This window comes from Actinomadura sp. K4S16 (assembly GCF_008327685.1).
GTDB lineage: Bacteria > Actinomycetota > Actinomycetes > Streptosporangiales > Streptosporangiaceae > Spirillospora.
Map to the genome: position 1 here is coordinate 71,686 of NZ_BDDE01000015.1, position 17,456 is coordinate 89,141.

General features: G+C 73.2%; 13 protein-coding genes. 5 read left to right on the plus strand and 8 right to left on the minus strand.

Going from position 1 to position 17,456, the window contains the following annotated elements; genetic code table 11:
* Positions 1-162: 162 nt before the first annotated feature.
* The 3 genes from K4S16_RS21585 to K4S16_RS21595 form a co-directional block, all read right to left on the minus strand.
* On the minus strand, positions 163-2,229 hold the full coding sequence (locus K4S16_RS21585; RefSeq protein WP_235036974.1) for a M6 family metalloprotease domain-containing protein: 2,067 nt from the start codon (positions 2,227-2,229) through the stop codon (positions 163-165).
* 184 nt (positions 2,230-2,413) lie between these two features.
* Entirely contained in the window at positions 2,414-2,896 is a 483-nt protein-coding gene (gene rraA / locus K4S16_RS21590; protein WP_149260827.1) for a ribonuclease E activity regulator RraA, read from the minus strand.
* An 81-nt stretch (positions 2,897-2,977) separates the two neighbouring features.
* Positions 2,978-3,433 carry an Lrp/AsnC family transcriptional regulator gene (locus K4S16_RS21595; protein ID WP_149260828.1) on the minus strand — a complete coding sequence of 152 codons (456 nt, stop codon included), beginning with the start codon at positions 3,431-3,433 and terminating at the stop codon, positions 2,978-2,980.
* A 207-nt stretch (positions 3,434-3,640) separates the two neighbouring features.
* Between K4S16_RS21595 and rocD the strand changes: the two genes are divergently transcribed.
* From rocD to K4S16_RS21615, 4 genes are all read left to right on the plus strand, one after another.
* Positions 3,641-4,807, plus strand: coding sequence for an ornithine--oxo-acid transaminase (gene rocD / locus K4S16_RS21600; RefSeq protein WP_200842053.1), 1,167 nt, complete (start codon positions 3,641-3,643; stop codon positions 4,805-4,807).
* A gap of 181 nt (positions 4,808-4,988) precedes the next feature.
* Positions 4,989-5,957, plus strand: a complete 969-nt coding sequence (locus K4S16_RS21605; protein WP_149260830.1) for an LCP family protein — start codon at positions 4,989-4,991, stop codon at positions 5,955-5,957.
* 98 nt (positions 5,958-6,055) lie between these two features.
* The gene (locus K4S16_RS21610) at positions 6,056-6,700 is read left to right on the plus strand and encodes a PadR family transcriptional regulator (RefSeq protein ID WP_149260831.1); all 645 of its coding nucleotides are present in this window, start codon (positions 6,056-6,058) and stop codon (positions 6,698-6,700) included.
* On the plus strand, positions 6,700-8,313 hold the full coding sequence (locus tag K4S16_RS21615) for a DHA2 family efflux MFS transporter permease subunit (protein WP_149260832.1): 1,614 nt from the start codon (positions 6,700-6,702) through the stop codon (positions 8,311-8,313). The genes K4S16_RS21610 and K4S16_RS21615 overlap by 1 nt, the downstream gene beginning before the upstream one ends.
* A gap of 46 nt (positions 8,314-8,359) precedes the next feature.
* On the opposite strand, the gene K4S16_RS21620 is transcribed toward K4S16_RS21615, so the two are convergent.
* From K4S16_RS21620 to K4S16_RS21630, 3 genes are all read right to left on the minus strand, one after another.
* Positions 8,360-8,953 (minus strand): DUF6113 family protein, encoded by a 594-nt coding sequence (locus K4S16_RS21620; protein WP_149260833.1) that lies wholly within the window; start codon positions 8,951-8,953, stop codon positions 8,360-8,362.
* Between the two features lie 23 nt (positions 8,954-8,976).
* Entirely contained in the window at positions 8,977-9,876 is a 900-nt protein-coding gene (gene mshB / locus K4S16_RS21625; RefSeq protein ID WP_149260834.1) for an N-acetyl-1-D-myo-inositol-2-amino-2-deoxy-alpha-D-glucopyranoside deacetylase, read from the minus strand.
* 83 nt (positions 9,877-9,959) lie between these two features.
* Complete coding sequence (locus K4S16_RS21630) at positions 9,960-11,438, minus strand: serine/threonine-protein kinase (protein ID WP_149260835.1); 1,479 nt, start codon at positions 11,436-11,438, stop codon at positions 9,960-9,962.
* Between the two features lie 171 nt (positions 11,439-11,609).
* Here K4S16_RS21630 and K4S16_RS21635 point away from each other — a divergent pair, with 171 nt between their 5' ends.
* Positions 11,610-13,694 (plus strand): S9 family peptidase, encoded by a 2,085-nt coding sequence (locus tag K4S16_RS21635; RefSeq protein ID WP_149260836.1) that lies wholly within the window; start codon positions 11,610-11,612, stop codon positions 13,692-13,694.
* A gap of 194 nt (positions 13,695-13,888) precedes the next feature.
* Here the strand turns inward: K4S16_RS21635 and K4S16_RS21640 are convergent, their stop codons facing one another.
* Together K4S16_RS21640 and K4S16_RS21645 are read right to left on the minus strand one after the other, a co-directional pair.
* Positions 13,889-15,613: an ABC transporter ATP-binding protein gene (locus K4S16_RS21640; protein WP_149260837.1), complete on the minus strand. Its 1,725-nt coding sequence runs from the start codon at positions 15,611-15,613 to the stop codon at positions 13,889-13,891.
* The gene (locus K4S16_RS21645) at positions 15,610-17,364 is read right to left on the minus strand and encodes an ABC transporter ATP-binding protein (protein ID WP_308800806.1); all 1,755 of its coding nucleotides are present in this window, start codon (positions 17,362-17,364) and stop codon (positions 15,610-15,612) included. Before K4S16_RS21645 ends, K4S16_RS21640 begins: the two co-directional genes overlap by 4 nt.
* Positions 17,365-17,456: the final 92 nt, after the last annotated feature.

Here is a 17,456-nt window from a genome sequence, read left to right on the forward strand (position 1 = left end):
CGGTCGCCTACCCCGGCCGGCGCGGCGGACGACCCATAGACGATCTAGGGAAGGGCAAGTCTGGTTACGCGGTCCGTTACTCCGGCCGCTTCACCCCGGGCATCCCGGACATCCGGGACGGGACGGCCTCCACCTCGGGAGACCGTCCCGTCCGGGTTCGGGTCAGTGCAGGGCGCACGTCCCCGAGTCGGACTTCGACGGGTCGCTCTCCGAGGTCCCCGTCAGCCGGAGCAGCGCGTGGCGGTCGGCGCCCGGCTCGGGCTTCGCCCAGACCTCCACCTTCGTGCGGCCCTGCGCCGGGGCGGTGGCGAGCGCGTTCGGCAGCGCCGTCGTCCAGCCGTCACCGGACACGGCGGCCTTCAGGCGGAACACGTCGGAGCCGTGGCGCCCGTCGCCGCCCCGGCCCGTGTTGGTGAGGGTCATCGTGCACTTCGTCCAGCCCGCGGCGGTCCGCTGACCGGGGCCGGAGTCGACCCGCACGCCGCGCCGCTGCGGCCCGGCGCCGTCCAGCGAACTGACCGCGACCGTGTAGGACAGGACGCCCCTGCGGTCGCGCCTGAGGTTCAGGACGTAGAAGTGCAGCCGGTTCGCCTGGTCGACGTACTCGTACTCGCTGCCCGAGTCCGTCCCCGCGTGGTAGAGCGCGTCGGAGAGCTGCCGGTAGTCGCCGATCGTCATCTTCTTCGGCGTGCCGTCCGGCAGGACGAAGTCCACCTTGTCGATGTCCTGCGGGTTGGCGTCCTCGACCCAGATGAAGGGGGCGCGGTCCTGGTCCTTCGTCTTCGCCAGCAGGACGCCGGAGTCGGGCGTGAAGGAGTCCGTGCCCATCCGGTCGACGACTTCGAGGGTGTAGTTGTCGTAACCGCCGCCGTCGCACAGCGGGTCGGTCCCGGTGTCGCACTTCGGGCTCTTGTCGCCGCCCGCGCCGAGCTTGACGTTGATGCCGGTGAGGCCGCCCTTGCCCGGGTCGACCGTCCGAGCGGTCACATTGGCCACGACCATGCCGGACGCGGCGAGCTCGTCCCGGCCGAGCTGGAGCACGTTGTCGGAGTTCACCATGCCGAGCTTCAGCTTGTTGCGGAGCATGTGCTGCGCGCCCATGGACCCGCCGCCCGTCGCGGGGATCGTCCACCGGCTGTGCGGGCCGCCCGGCCCGTTGAACGTGCCGCGGCTGAGCATGTCCCACGGGCCGCTGTAGGAGCGGCGCGGCGGCTCGCCGTAGGGGTTGTTGTAGTTGTCGCCGATGCCGAGGATGTGGCTGAACTCGTGCGCGTACACCGACATGCCGGAGCTCTCGGCCTGCGTCGAGGAGACGCCCGGGATGGCGTTCGGCCAGATCGTCGAGCCGGCCTGCCAGGACGTCCAGGGGATGTACCGGGTCTTCACCCAGTTCGGCAGGCTCGGGTCGCCCGGCCCCCACTCGTTCGGCACCTGCTCCTTGGTGCCGAACTTCATCTCGCCGAACTCCTGCCACGTGGACGACTCGTCCTGCCCGGCGCTGAGGAAGAAGACGAAGTCGAACTTGTTCGCCGCCTCCTCGCCGATGTCGGCGACCCACGCGTCCCGCGCGTCCTTGCGCAGGTCGCGTCCGCAGGTGTCGCCGGTCGGACATCCCGTCCCGCCCTGCATGCCGTCCACGCCGTACTCGTGGTCCTTGGCGGGCATCTTGTAGGCGCCGAAGCCGGTGAGGTTCACCCCGAACCGGCCGCCGGAGTCCTCCATCCAGTACTCGTGGAGGGTGTGGCCGTGGTTCAGATCCTGCGGCTTGTTGAGGAAGTCCTGGTAGAACTTCGCGACCTGCTCGCGCGGGACGTCGCCGACCTTCACCGGGTTGCCGAACACCGACGAGTTCTTCGGCTGGGTGACCTCGAACGGCTGGTTCGGGTAGTCGGTGAGGACGATCGCGACGTTGAAGTTCTTCACCGACCCCTTGCGGGCCGGGTCCGACCACGACGTGCCGGGGATCGAGGTGTAGTCGTCCCAGGTCATCGTGTCGGGAAGCTCGTAGTTCTGGGGGTCGATCGGGCGCGGGGCGCCCGCCGCGAACGTCCGGGCGGACGGCTCGGCCCGCTGCCACGGCTGCGTCTGCGGCCAGTGCCGCATCTGCCAGGGGTTCGCGGTCGGTTTCGGGATCGAGGGTCCCGGCTGCGCGGCGGCCGGCACGGCCGCGAGTCCCACGACGAGCCCCATCGCCGCCACGGGCACCAGCAGTGTCTTCTTGGCGCGCATGTCTCCCCTACCTCGGGTGGGTTGCGGAGAGACGGTAAGGACGGACGCCCGCGCCGGGCTAGGGCCGACTTGCACGATCTTGCGCCGAAACCCTGGCAGCTCACGCCATGCCGCCAGGTCGCATGAGGGGTTCGGGCTTCTCGGAGCGCGGGTCGGGGCCTCTCGGGGCGCGGGCCGGGACTCCTCAGAACGGGAGTTCGCGCTCCGCGACGACGATGCCGTCCTCGTCGCTGTAGAGCCAGTCGCCCGGACGGAACTCGACGCCGCCGAACGTCACCGGGACCTCCGTCTCGCCCGCGCCGTCCTTGGCGCTCTTGCGCGGGTTCGACCCGAGGGCCTTCGCGCCGAGGTCCAGCTCGCGCAGCGCCGCCACGTCCCGCACCGCGCCGTTGATCACGACCCCGGCCCAGCCGTTGGCCACCGCCGCCGCGGCGATCATGTCCCCCATCAGCGCGGACGCCAGCGAGCCCGCGCCGTCCACGACCAGGACCCGGCCCTCGCCCGGCGTGTTGAGCAGCCTCTTCACCAGGCCGTTGTCGCGATGGCAGCGCACGGTCGCGACCGGGCCGGCGAACGCCCTCCGCTTGCCGTACTGCCGGAACTGCGTCTCGCAGCTGCGCAGCTCTTCCCCGAAGTCGTCGATGAGGTCAGCGGTCGCGAAGTCCATGGCGGCAGCCTACTGGCTGGTAACAGCCTCCGGCCGCGACGGCCCGGCGGTGACGGCGGTGACGGCTCAGGCGGTGACGGCTCAGGCCGAAGGCGCGTCGGTCGGGCGGCCGATCAGCCGGGACAGCACGATCGACGTCTTGGTCGCGGTGATGTTGTCCTCCCGGCGCAGCCGCTCGAGGGCCTGCTCCAGGTGCTGGATGTCGCGGGCCCGCACGTGCACGAGCGCGCTGGCGTCGCCGCTGATCGTGTACGCCGCGACGACCTCCGGGTGGCCGCGGACGCTGGAGTAGATCTCCTCGGGGGACGTCGCCCCGGTGCAGAAGATCTCGATGAACGCCTCGGTCGTCCAGCCGAGCGCGGCCGGGTCGACCACCGCGGCGAAGCCGTTGATCACTCCGTCCGCGCGGAGCCGGTCGACGCGGCGCTTCACCGCGGGCGCCGACAACCCGACCCTGTCGCCGATCTGCGCGTACGAGGCCCGCCCGTCCTCCAGCAACCGCGCAACGATTCGCCGGTCCAGCTCGTCAAGACGCAACAAATAACACCCCCTAAGTCGGTTTTCGTCATTGGTCGGAATTCATTTCCGAACATACGCTGGGTACGGACCGGCGGCCACCTGATCCGCCCGGCCTCCTCCCCCTCGGCACCGGCATCGTGCCCGGTGTCCCAGCCATGCCCCGGCCCGACCGGCCGGGCCGAGCCGCGAAGGAGCGTCGTGACGCCGACCGACCAGCTGCGAGCGATGTCCGAGGACCACAGCGCGCACAACTACCACCCCCTTCCCATCGTGGTCTCCGAGGCCGACGGCGTCTGGCTGACCGACGTCGAGGGCCGCCGCTACCTCGACATGCTCGCCGCCTACTCGGCCGTCAACTTCGGGCACCGCAACCCGCGGCTGACCGAGGCCGCGCGGCGGCAGCTCGACCGCGTCACGCTGGTGAGCCGCGCGTTCGACCACGACCAGTTCGGCCCGTTCGCCGCCGAGCTCGCCGAGCTGTGCGGCAAGGACATGGTCCTGCCGATGAACAGCGGCGCCGAGGCCGTCGAGACCGCGCTGAAGACGGCCCGCAAGTGGGGCTACGAGGTCAAGGGCGTCCCGGCCGGGCAGGCGAACATCATCGCCTTCGAGGGCAACTTCCACGGCCGCACGACCACGATCATCAGCTTCTCGACCGACCCCGACGCCCACGACTCCTACGGCCCCTACACGCCGGGCTTCCGGACCGTGCCGTACGGGGACGTCGAGGCGCTCAAGGCCGCGATGGACGGCGACACGGTCGGCGTGCTGATCGAGCCGATCCAGGGCGAGGCCGGCGTGAACGTCCCGCCGAGCGGGTTCCTGCGCGCGGTGCGCGAGCTGTGCACGGCGAACGGCACGCTGATGATCGCCGACGAGATCCAGTCGGGCCTCGGCCGCACCGGCGCCACGTTCGCGGTCGAGCACGAGGACGTCGTGCCCGACGTCTACATCCTCGGCAAGGCCCTCGGCGGCGGCATCATGCCGGTGTCGGCGGTCGTCGCCGACCGGGACGTCCTCGGCGTGTTCAAGCCGGGCCAGCACGGCTCGACGTTCGGCGGCAACCCGCTCGCCTGCGCGATCGGCCGCGAGGTCATCGCGATGCTGAGGACCGGCGAGTACCAGGAGCGCTCGCGGACGCTGGGCGCCCACATGCACGACCGGCTCGGGCGGCTGCCCGGCGACCTCGTCCGCGAGGTGCGGGGCCGCGGCCTGTGGGCGGGCGTGGAGCTGAACGGCAGGGCCCGCCCGGTCAGCGAGCGGCTGATGGAGCTCGGCGTCCTGGCCAAGGAGACCCACGAGACCACGCTGCGCCTCGCCCCGCCGCTGGTCATCGAGCGCGACGAGCTCGACTGGGCGCTCGACCAGCTGGAGATCGCCCTCAAGGGCTGACGGAACGGCCGGCGCGCAGCCGGCGACAGGTCTGGAACGCCGCCGGTCAACGGCGCCCGGCGGCGTTCCTTGCTCACTTCCGGCGACTTTTCGTCAACGCAAACCCGGGTCTCCGCCAAGGCTCGGGCAGCGCCCGCCCGGCGCGACCGCCTCCGCCGCGTTCCGCGGCGAGGGTGGGGGGATGCTGCGGAACAGGAGTCGACGCCGGGTGATCATGGGGTGCGGGGGGCTGGCGGCGGGCCTCCTGCTGCTGCTCGCGGGCGGCCTGTACTTCCTGCAGCGCTTCTACGACGGCGAGATCAAGCGGGTCTCGGGCGCGCTGCCGACCGCCGGGGGCCGCCCGTCCCCGTCCGGGCGCGGCGAGAACTGGCTGCTGATCGGGTCCGACCGGCGCGCGGACATCCCCTCGATGGGCGCCCGCGCCGACACGATCATGCTGGTGCACCTGTCCGGGCGCGGCGACCGGGTGTCGCTGATCTCGATCCCCCGGGACGCCTGGGTGCCCGTCCCCGGGCACGGCCTCACCAAGATCAACGCGGCGTTCGCCCACGGCGGGCCCTCGCTGCTGATCCGGACGGTGGAGCAGCTCACCCGGGTCCGCGTCGACCACTACGCCGCGCTGGACTTCGGCGGGTTCGTGAAGATGACCGACGCCCTCGGCGGCGTGGACGTCACCGTCACCAAGACGACCCACGACCCCATGCACGACCGGACCTGGCAGGCGGGGCGGCACCACCTGAACGGCGCCGAGGCGCTCGACTTCGTCCGGCAGCGGTGGAACCTGCCCGCCGGCGACCTCGACCGGATCAAGCGGCAGCAGGCGTTCCTGCACGCGCTCGCCTCCAGGGCGCTGGACACCCGCAACCCGATCAGGATCGACCGGTTCGTGCGGGCCGCGACCCGCTCGGTGACCGTGGACGACTCCGTCACCTCCGGCACGCTGCGCGGGCTGGCGCACCGGCTGCTGAAGACCTCGCTCGTGGAGTATCTGACGGCCCCGGTCGCGCAGATGGCCGAGCGGGACCGGCAGAGTGTCGTACTGCTGGACGAGGATGGCGTCGGCAAGCTGTTCACCGCCGTCCGGGAGGACCGGGTCGGCGACTACGTGTCCCGCAACGGCGTCGCCAACACCGTGGACGCCGTGCGCTGACCTGGCCGGATATGCCGGATTCAAAAGGAAGATGACGAAAGTCGTCTGACTGGATTAGTCTATGTGGACTAATCGAGATCGACCATAAGGCTGCCGGCATGTCACGACCCCTCACGCCGCTCGCGCTCACCGTGCTGCGCATGCTGTGCGACGGGCCCATGCACCCGTACGAGATGCAGCAGCGCATCCGCGACCACGCCTACGACCAGGCCGTCAAGATCACGCACGGGTCGCTCTACCACTCGGTGGAGCGGCTCGCGGCGGCCGGGCTGATCGAGCCGCTGGAGACCAGCCGGGAGGGCCGCCGCCCCGAGCGCACCGTCTACGCGGTGACCAGCGCGGGGCGGGACGCCGCGCAGTTCCGGCTGGCCGAGCTGCTCGTCCGTCCGGCCGAGGAGTTCCCGCTCTTCGGCACCGCGCTGGCGTTCATCAACCTGCTGCCCGAGGGCGAGGTCGCCCGGCTCCTGGGCAAGCGGACCGTCCTCCTGGAGGCGGCGCTGGCGGGGCACCAGGCCGCGCACGAGTCGCTCCTCAAGCGGGGCATCGAGCGCTACAAGCTGATCGACCAGGAATGGCAGATCGCGCGCGTGCGCTGCGAGCTCGACTACGTGCGCGGGCTCGTCGACGACCTGGAGACCGGACGGCTCACCTTCGACGACACCGAGCCGCGGGCCATCTGCCACCCGCGGCCCCGACCACGACGCGCCGACGAACCAAGGCGCACCGACGAAATGGGGGCCTGATGAAGAGATGGAGCGGCAATCCCTGGGCGATCCTGCTCACGCTCTCCCTCGGATTCTTCATGACACTGCTCGACCTGACGATCGTGAACATCGCGATCCCGAGCATGATCGACAAGCTCGACGCCTCGCTGGACCAGGTGCTGTGGGTGGTCAACGCCTACATCCTGGTGCTGGCGGTGCTGCTCATCACCGCCGGCCGCCTCGGCGACCTGTGGGGCAAGAAGAACCTGTTCATCGCCGGTGTCGCGCTGTTCACGCTGTCCAGCCTGGCGTGCGGGATCTCCCAGGACCCGGCGCAGCTGATCGCGGCCCGCGCCGTGCAGGGGCTCGGCGCCGCGCTGCTGATGCCGCAGACCATGTCCATCATCATCAGCGTGTTCCCGCCGGAGCGGCGCGGCGCCGCGCTCGGCGTCTGGGGCGCGGTGGCGGGCGTGTCCACCATCGCCGGGCCGACGGTCGGCGGGCTGCTGGTCACCAGCCTCGACTGGCGGTGGATCTTCTTCGTGAACCTGCCGATCGGCGTCCTCGTGCTGGCCATGGCCGTCCCGATCCTGCCCGGCCACACCCGAACCGTCCGGCACCGGTTCGACGTCGCGGGCGTGCTGCTGGCGTCCGCCGCCCTGTTCTGCGTCACGTTCGCGCTGACCGAGGGCCAGAAGTACGAGTGGAACGAGGGCATCTGGGGGCTGATCGCCGCCGGGCTCGCGCTCTTCGTGATCTTCGTGGTGCACCAGCGGGGCCGCCAGGACCGCGAGCCGCTCGTGCCGTTCTCGCTGTTCAAGGACCGCAACTTCACGATCCTGAACCTCGTCGGCGCGGCCGTCTCGGTCGGCATGATCGGCATGTTCCTGCCGATGACGATCTACCTGCAGTCGGTGCTCGGCTTCAGCGCCCTCAAGGCGGGCCTCGTCATGGCGCCGTCGTCGCTGGTGTCGATGCTCCTCGCCCCGGTCGCGGGCCGGATGTCCGACCGCATCGGCGGCAAGTTCATCCTGATGGCCGGGCTGACCCTCTACGGCGTCGGCATGGCGTGGATCCTGGTCGTCGCCGAGGTCGGCACGCACTGGACCGCGTTCATCGCCCCGCTCGTGGTGTCAGGGCTCGGCATCGGCGGCGTGTTCGCGCCGATGGCGACCGAGGCGACGCGGAACGTCCCGCCGCGCCTCGCCGGCGCCGCGTCCGGCGTCAACAACATGATCCGGCAGGTCGGGTCGGTGCTCGGCAGCGCCGCGGTCGGCGCCGTCCTGCAGAACCAGCTCGCGTCCTCACTGCGGGACGAGGCGGCCACCCGTTCGGCGGCCCTCCCGCCGGACGTGCGCGGCGGCTTCGTGCAGGGCTTCGCGAACGCCGCCAAGGGCGGCCTGGAGGTCGGCGCGGGGCAGAGCGGGGCGCGGCAGCAGCTGCCGCCCGGCGTCTCTCCGGGCGTCGCGCACCGCATCCAGGAGCTGGCCGGGCAGGTGTTCTCGCACGGCTTCGTCCACGCCATGAAGCCGACGATGTGGCTGCCGATCGCCGTCATCCTGCTCAGCGCCGCCGCCTGCCTCACCCTCAAGGGCCACCAGGCCGGCACGTCGCTGCAGAAGGATCCCGAACCCGCCCCCATGGCTAGCTGAGACGAGGGTCCGCTCCCCTGGGGCGGGCCCTCATTTCCTACCCGCGCTACCGCTGGGTACGGCCCGCCTTGCCGAGCAGCCAGTCGCCCGGCGGGCGGGCCGGCGGGACGAGCATGATCCCGATCACGGCGGCGACCATGCCGCCGATGATGAACACGTACCCGGCCGTCGTCGCCGGGACGACGAGGTCGCCCTCGGGGCGGCGCATCGACAGGACGAACACCACGACGCCCCAGACGATCGCGGGGACCGTCGCGCCGAGGCGCCCGCCCATGCCCTTCCCCGACAGCCACGCCATCGCGAAGACCAGCGCGACCAGGACGAGCGCCGCGAGCGGGACGGGGCCGACGGTCCAGTCCTGCACGAACGAGCCGACCACGCCGAACACGCCGCCGAGGACGCCGAGCGCGGCGTAGGCGGCGCCGGACACGAACGCGTCGCCGGGGCCCTCGCCGCCGTCCGGTTCCAGGGCGGTCGCGCCGGCGTCCGGGCTCCCGTCGCCGGGAGCCTCGGGGGCGCCGGGGGCGTCGGGGGCGCCTGTCTCGGCGACGTCGGCCGGGGCCTCGGCGTCCTTCGCGCCCTCGTCCGCCCGGGGGGCGTTCTTGGCGAGCCGCACCCGGGCCTCGTCGTCCTTGTCCACGGACGCCAGCGTACCGGGGCCGGTCAGTCCGCCGTGCTCGTCAGACCGGCGAACAGGTCCCGCTCGCGGCGGCCGGGGCCGACCGGGCCGAGCTCACCCGCCTGGAGGATGAAGTACTCGGTGCCGAACGCCTGCTGCCCCAGGTTGTTCGAGAGCGCGAAGAACGGCCCGACCTGCTCGGGCGCGACCGTGATCTGGGTGTGGTGGGCGCGCAGCGCGGCCAGCTTGGCGGGCAGGTGGGCGCGGGCGTCCACGACCGTGGTGACCTCCCCGTCCGGGACGCCGGAACCGAGCTCCTCCAGCCCCGCGACGCGGGCGAAGGGCAGCCGGGCCTCGCGCATCACCGCGATCGCGCGGGCGAGGACCGTCCGCGGGGTGGCGTAGGCGTAGACCTTGGCCGCCCGCCACGGCTCGGCGCCGTCCTCGTGGGACGGGTCGGCGGCCAGCTCGAACGCCCGCCACGTGACGCGGTGCGCCTGGATGTGGTCGGGATGGCCGTAGTTGCCGCGCTCGTCATAGGTGACGATCACCTGCGGGCGGACCTCCCGGATGACGCTCACGAGGTCCAGCGCGGCGGTCGTGACGTCCGCCTGCCAGAAGCAGCGCGGGTCGTCGTTCGTGGGTGCGCCCATCATGCCGGAGTCGCGCCAGCGACCGGGACCGCCGAGGAAGCGGTGGTCGCGGACGCCGAGCGCCTGGCAGGCCGCGGCGAGCTCGCCGATCCGGTACTCGCCGAGGGCGTCCTCCTTGTCGGAGGCCAGGTGGCGAAGCTCCTCGGGGATGACTTCGCCCTCCTCGCCCAGCGTGCAGGTGACGAGGCAGACGTGGGCGCCCTCGGCGGCGTATTTGGCCATGCTCGCCCCGGTTCCGATGGACTCGTCGTCCGGATGGGCGTGGACGAACAGGATCCGCGGCTCCTTCATAGTCCCCGAGCCTACTCAGGGCCCGGCACGGCGGCGATGACCGCCCTGCCCCGCACATCCCGGAGGGTCGCCGCGGGGCCGGGTCAGCCGCCTCCGCCGGTGCCGCCGCCGGTGCCGCCCGCTCCCGTGCCGGTGCCGTCACCGCCGCCTCCGCCGGCGCCGCCACCGCCTCCACCGGTGCCCCCGGTGGGGGAGGTGGGCGTGGTGGTCGGCGTGTCGCTGGTCGGCGTCTCGGTGGGGGTCTCGCTGGTCGGCGTCTCCGACGGCGGCTCGGACGTCCGCGGCGGCGGCGTGTTCTCACGCGTCTTGGTACGGGTCGGCGTGGGCGCCTCGGGCTCCTCGGACGTCGGCGACTCCGAGACCGACCCGGAGTCGGTGACGGCCGGGGTGGGCGTGCCGCCGCTGTCGTCCTTGTTGCCCTGGGTCGCCATGAACAGCCCCACGACCAGGGCCAGCACGGCGATCGCCGCGATCGCTCCGAAGATCGGCCACTTGGACTTGCGCTCGGGCTCCCAGTCGTTGTAGCCGCCGCGGGGCGCCCCGGTCGGGGGGCCGCCCGCAGGCGGGAGGGTGCCGGTGTAGTCGCGCGGCGCGACGCCGGGCGCCCCGCGGCCCGGGTGGGTGGCGCCGCCCGCCATCATCCCCGCGCCGGCGAGGCCGCCCGCGGCGAGCGTCGACCCCTCCGCGAGCATCGTGGTGGCCTGGGCCGGGTCGTCCATACGGGTCTGCCCGGCGCCCGGGATGACGCCGGGGCCGCCTCCCGGGCCGCTGCCGATCAGCGCCATCATGATCTGCTGGGCGGTCGGCCGCCGCTCGGGCTCCTTGGCCAGGCAGGCGGCGATCAGCTGGTGCAGGTCGGCGGGCACGCCGTCCAGCGACGGCGGCTCGTGCATCACCCGGTTGATCACCGCGACCACGGTGTCGTCGCCGAACGGCGGGTGCCCGGTCGCGGCGAACACCATCGTGGTGGCCCAGGCCCACACGTCCACGGCCTCGGTGAGCGTCGCGCCCGCCACCTGCTCGGGCGCCATGTAGGACGGGGTGCCGATCGCCTTGGTCGCGTTGGTCTGCCCGGTGTCGAGGGCCCGCGCGATGCCGAAGTCGATGACGCGGGGCCCGTCCGGGGCCATGATCACGTTGTGCGGCTTGAAGTCGCGGTGCACGATCCCGGCCTGGTGGATCGCCACCAGCGCGGTCGCGGTGCCGATCGCCAGCCGGTCCAGCGGCGCCCCGCTGATCGGGCCGGTCTCGGTGACCTGCTTGTACAGCGACGGCCCCGGCACGTACTCGCTCGCGATGTAGGGCTGGTCGCCCGCGACGTCGGCCTCCAGGACCTGCGCGGTGCAGAACCGGGCGACCTGCTTGGCCGCCTGCGCCTCCCGGACGAACCGGTTGCGGGCCATGGTGTCGCCGGCCAGGTCGGCCCGCAGGAGCTTGATCGCAGCGCGGTTCCCGGAGGCGTCGACCCCGCCGTAGACGACGCCCTGGCCGCCCTCACCGAGCCTTTCGACGATCTCGTAGGAACCGAGCCGCCGGGGGTCTCCCGGCTGCAGCTCAGGCATTGACCACTCCTCAGCCCGCGACGATGAAAGTGCTTGGGGAAGCTTTGAGCTTACGCGAGGGCGGACACGGGCACGGGACATTCCCGTCCGCTACGCGACGACCCGTGATCATAGGGGGCAGGAGGCCGCCGTGCGCCGTACTTCCGCACCGCCCTGGCAGACTCGGATGCCATGAGCATCAGCTATCCGCGGCAGAGCACCCGCACGCGACGGTTCAGCCTCGGCGTCCCGCGCGCCTTCCAGATCGCGCCGGACGGGTCGCGCGTCGTCTTCCTGCGCACCCGGGCGGGCGACGACCCGGTGACCTGCCTGTGGACGCTGGACACCGCCACCGGCGAGGAGGAGTGCGTCGCCGACCCGGCCGCGCTGGACGTCCCCGGCGAGGAGAACCTGCCCGCCGAGGAGCGGGCCCGGCGCGAGCGCGCCCGCGAGCAGGCGGGCGGCATCGTCGGGTACGCGACCGACCGCGCCGTGGAGCAGGCCGTCTTCACCCTGGGCGGCCGCCTCTACGCCGTCGACCTCGACACCGCGCTCGTCCGGGAGCTGCCCGCCCGGGCGCCCGTCTTCGACCCGCGCCCCGACCCGGCGGGCCGCCGCGTCGCGTACGTGTCGGGCCGCACGCCGCGGATCATCGAGATGGACGGCGGCGACGACCGCGCGCTCGTCGAGCCCGAGTCCGACCAGGTCTCCTACGGTCTCGCCGAGTTCGTCGCGGCGGAGGAGATGGGCCGGATGCGCGGCCACTGGTGGTCCCCCGACGGGGGGACCCTGCTGGTCGCGCGGGTGGACGAGACGCCCGTGCAGCGCTGGCACATCGCCGACCCCGCCAACCCGGACCGGCCGCCGTCCGAGATCGCCTACCCGGCGGCGGGCACGCCGAACGCCATGGTGTCCCTGGTGCTGCTGAAGGTGGACGGCGGGCGGCTCGCGGTCGCCTGGGACCGCGGCATGTTCCCCTACCTCGTGACCGCCGTGTGGGACCGGCACGGCCTGCTGATCGTCGTGCAGCCGCGCGACCAGCGCTCCCAGCGGGTGCTGAAGGTCGATCCGACCAACGGCGAGACGTCGCTGCTGCACACCGAGCACGACCCCGTCTGGACGGAGATCATCCCCGGTCTGCCCGTCCGGACGCACGGCGGCGCCCTCGTCTGGGCCACCGAGGACGCCGGGACCGACACCCGCCGCATCACCGTCGCCGGCGAGCCCGTCACGCCCGCCGGCCTTCAGCTGCGCTCCGTCCTCGGCGTGGACGGCGAGTCGATCCTGTTCACCGCCTCGGAGGAGCCCACCGAGGTGCACCTCTACTCCTACGAGGGCGGCGAGGTGACCCGGCTGACCGAGGGGCAGGGCGTCTTCTCCGGCACCCGCTCGGGCGGCGTCACCGTGGTCACGGGCGCGCGGCTCGACCGCCCCGGCTCGGAGGCCGAGGTGCGCACCGCGTCCGCGGTCCACCCCGTCGTCTCGTTCGCCGAGACCCCGATGATCACGCCGCGGGTGGAGCTGCTGCGCGCCGGGGACCGCGAGCTGCGCACCGCCGTGCTGCTGCCCACCGGGTGGGAGCCGGACCACGGCCGCCTGCCCGTCCTGATGGACCCCTACGGCGGGCCGCACGCCCAGCGCGTCCTCGCCGTCCAGCGCATGTACTGCGAGGCGCAGTGGCTCGCCGACCAGGGCTTCGCCGTCGTGATCGCGGACGGGCGCGGCACCCCGGCCCGCGGCCCCGCCTGGGAGCGCGCGGTGCGCGGCGACTTCGTCGAGCCCGTCATGGAGGACCAGATCAGCGCGCTGATCGAGGCCGCCCGCAAGCACCCCGCCGCGCTCGACCTCGACCGCGTCGGCATCCGCGGCTGGTCGTTCGGCGGCTGGCTCGCGGCCCTCGCGGTCCTGTACCGCCCGGACGTCTTCCACGCCGGCGTCGCCGGCGCCCCGGTCACCGACTGGCGCCTGTACGACACCCACTACACCGAGCGGTACCTGGGCCACCCCGACGAGGAGCCGGAGAACTACTCCGCCAACTCCCTGCTCGACCGGGCCCCGGACCTGAAGCGCCCGCTGATGATCATCCACGGCCTGGCGGACGACAACGTGGTGGCCGCGCACACCCTGCGCCTGTCGTCGGCGCTACTGGCGGCCGGACGCCCCCACACCGTCCTCCCCCTCTCGGGCGTCACCCACATGACCCCGCAAGAGGTGGTCGCCGAGAACCTCCTCCACATCCAGGTCTCCTTCCTAAAGGAGTCCCTGGCGGGCCAATGACCGGCGAGCGCCGACCTCAGCCCCCACAGCAACCAGGCAACAACCTGAATGGTTGCGATCGCGTCCGAAGGCAGGTTCGAGCGAAGCGAGAACCTGATCGCGCAGCGAGCCGCAAGGCGAGACGGAGCGATGCCAGCGATCGCCCGCCTTTCTCGACGATGGAGGGCCGCCAGGCCCGAAGGAGGAGAGAAAGGCTAGCTCCGCCAGGAGCTCCAAAGCGCAGCGTAGGAGCCCTGGGCGGCCAGGAGGGCGTCGTGGGTGCCCAGTTCGGTGATGCGGCCGTCCTCCACCACGGCCACGCGGTCGGCGTCGTGGGCGGTGTGGAGGCGGTGCGCGATGGCGACGACGGTGCGGCCGTCCAGGACGGCGGCGAGCGAGCGTTCCAGGCGGCGGGCGGCGCGCGGGTCGAGCAGCGACGTCGCCTCGTCCAGGACGAGCGTGTGCGGGTCGGCGAGGACGAGCCGGGCCAGGGCGAGCTGCTGCGCCTGGGCGGGCGACAGGGTCTCGCCGCCCGAGCCGACGGCGGTGTCGAGGGCGGGGCCGTCCCAATCGACGGCTTCGAGGACCTCGCGGATGTCGTCGTCGGTGGCGTCCGGGCGGGCCATCACGAGGTTCTCGCGGAGGGTGCCGCGGAACACGTGGTGCTCCTGGGTGACCAGCGCGACATGGCCGCGCAGGTCGTCCAGGGGCAGCTCGACCAGGGGGACGCCGCCGTCCGCGCCGACGGTGACGGCGCCCGCGCGCGGGCCGTCGACGCCGGCGAGCAGGCGGCCGAGCGTCGACTTGCCCGCGCCGCTGGGCCCGACCATCGCGAGCCGTTCGCCCGGCCGCAGGTCGAGGTCCACGCCGTGCAGGACGTCGTGGCCGGGCCGGTAGGAGTAGTGGACGTCGCGCGCCGTGATCCGCTCGCCGGCGGGCCGCCTGTCGCCGGGCGCGCGGTCGGGCGGGACGGTGCCCACGCCGAGCAGCCGGGCCAGGGAGGCGCCGCCGAGCTGCAACTCGTCCAGCCAGGACATGAGCGCGTCGACCGGTTCGATGAGCTGCTGGGCGTACAGGGTCGCGGTGGTCACCTGCGCGAGCGTCGCCATGCCGTTCATGTAGAGCAGGCCGCCGACGAGCAGCGTCGACACGACGGGCAGGACGAAGCTCATCTCCATCACCGGGAACAGCACCGTGCGCAGGCGCAGCGTGTACCGCTCCACCTTGTAGGACGCCGCGATGTCGGCGTCGCCGCGCTCGTGCCGCCGCTCGGCGAGGCCGAGGGCCTCCACGGTCCGGGCGCCCTGGACGGTCTCGGCCAGCCCGTCGCCGATGCGCGCCCAGGCCGCGTTCTCGCGCAGGTAGCCCTCGTGGGCGCGGGGCAGGTACCAGCGCATCACCGCGACCAGCAGCGGCACGGCGACCAGCGCGGGCAGCGCGACCAGCGGGCCGTTCAGCATCAGCGCGGCGACGGTGAGCCCGCCCACGACGACGGCGACGAGCGTCTCCGGCATCGCGTACCGGACGGAGGTGCTCAGCGTGTCCACGTCGCGGGACGCGCGGGTGACCAGGTCGCCGGTCCCCGCGCGCTCGACCGTGGACAGCGGCAGCGCCAAGACGCGGTCGACGAACTCCTCCCGCAGCTCGGCCAGCACCCGCTCGCCCAGCTTCGCCGACGCCAGGTAGGCGTACCGGATCAGCACGCCCTGGAGGATCACGAACCCGGCGATGGCGAGGCCGGTGGTGTCGATGTCGGCGCGGCCGTCGCGGACGTCCTCGACCAGCGCGCCGAGCAGCCGCGGCGTGACGAGCCCGGTGGCGGCGGCCAGCGCGTGCAGGCCCAGCACCGCGGCGAGGTCGCGGGGATGCCGGAGCACGAGGCGCCGGGCATAGGCCCGCACCTGCGCGGGTGTCGCGACCGGCAGGATCTGGTTGCTCACGTCGTCGCCCTCTCCGCCGCCTCGCCTCTGGTGACGGTCGCCGCGTAGCGCGGCTCGGCGTCCAGCAGTTCCCGGTGTGTTCCCTCCGCGACGACCACGCCGTCCCGGACGAAGGCGACGTGGTCGGCGCGGTCCAGCATCAGCGGGCTCGTCGTGCACACCACGGTGGTGCGGCCCGCGCGCGCTTCGCCGAGCCTTTCGGCGATGCGCGCCTCGGTGTGCGCGTCCACCGCACTGGTCGGCTCCACCAGGACGAGGACGTCGGGGTCGGCGGCGAGCGCCCGCGCAAGGCGGAGGCGCTGCTGCTGGCCGCCGGAGAACTCCCGCCCTGCCTCGGCCACGTGCGCGTCGAGCCCGACAGCGTCGACGACGTCCTCGGCGCAGGCCGCGCGGACCGCGGCCTGAAGCGCGGGCCCGTCGGCGTCCGGCGCGAGGGACTCCGCCAGCGGGCCGGAGAACAGCCGGTCCTCGTTGACCGCGACCAGGATCCGCTTCCGGACGTCCGCGACCGCGCGCAGCGGGACGCCGCCGAAGTCGACCTCGCCGTCGGCGTACCGGCCGAGGCGGTCGGCGATCGCCTGCGCGTCGCGCGGGCCGGCCGCCGCGACCGCGGTGACCCGGCCCGGCCGCACGACCAGCCCGGACGCGATGTCGACCAGCTCGGCGCCGGCCGGCGGCCGGGCCGTCCCGGCGGCGGGCAGCTCGGGGTCGAGCCGCAGCAGCGCGGTGACCCGGCCCGCCGCCACCAGGCCCTTGGTGATCTTGCTGGCGGCCTCGCCGAGGGTCTTCAGCGGGACGATCAGGAACACCGCGTACCCGTAGAAGGCGACCAGCTCCCCGACGCCGATCGCCCCCCGCACGGCGAACCGGGCGCCGGCCCAGGTGACCAGCGCGACCAGGAGGCCGGGCAGGAGCACCTCGGCGCCGTTCATCCGCGTCTCGGCCCGCGCGACCGCCACCCCGGCCGCGCGCACCCGCTGCGACTCGGCGCGGTAGCGGCCGGAGAACAGCGTCTCGCCGCCGATCCCGCGCAGCACCCGCAGGCCCGCGACCAGGTCGGTGGCGTGCGTGGTCAGCTCGCCGACCAGCTCGCGGTGCGCCTGCTCCCGCTCGCGGTAGGGGCGCAGCAGCGGCGCCGCGGCCACCAGGATCAGCGGGACGCCGACCAGCACGATCAGGCCGAGCGGCGGCGACGTCGTCAGCAGGAGGCCGGCCACGACGACGATCGAGACCACGGCGCCCGACCCGCGCGCGATGATGTCGAGGGCCTCCCCGATGTGCGCCACGTCGGACATGCCGACGCTCACCACCTCGCCCGCGGTCAGCCGCTTCGGCAGCGTCGAACCGAGGCGGGTGGTCTGCCGGGTGACGAGCTGGACGGTCCGGTACGCGGCGGCCAGCCAGTTGAACACGGCGAACCGGTGCCGGAGCACGCCCGTCACGGCCTGCGCGACGCCGAGGCCGAGCAGGACGGCCGCCCACGCCACGAGGGCGCGCTCGTCCCGCGCCGCGACGCCGTCGCCGATGGCGCGGCCGAGCGCGGCGGGCATCAGCGCCTGGCTGAGCATCCAGGCCACCCCGAGGAGGGCGCCCGCGGTCACGCTGCGCCACTGGGCGCGCAGCAGCGCGAGCAGGTAGCGCGCCGGGGCACGGCGGTCGGCGCGTGAGGCACTCCAGGGATCGAGGGGGTTCGCTCCCCCTCGGGTGACGTGGTCAGGGCCGCCAGGATTCTTTTCTGGCAACGGCTTCACGCGACGAAGGCTATGCAGCGCGACCCTTGTCGCACGACTGGTTTTTCAGCAGGACGAACAGGTTTCGGACGGTCCGGAAACCCTCGCGAAGC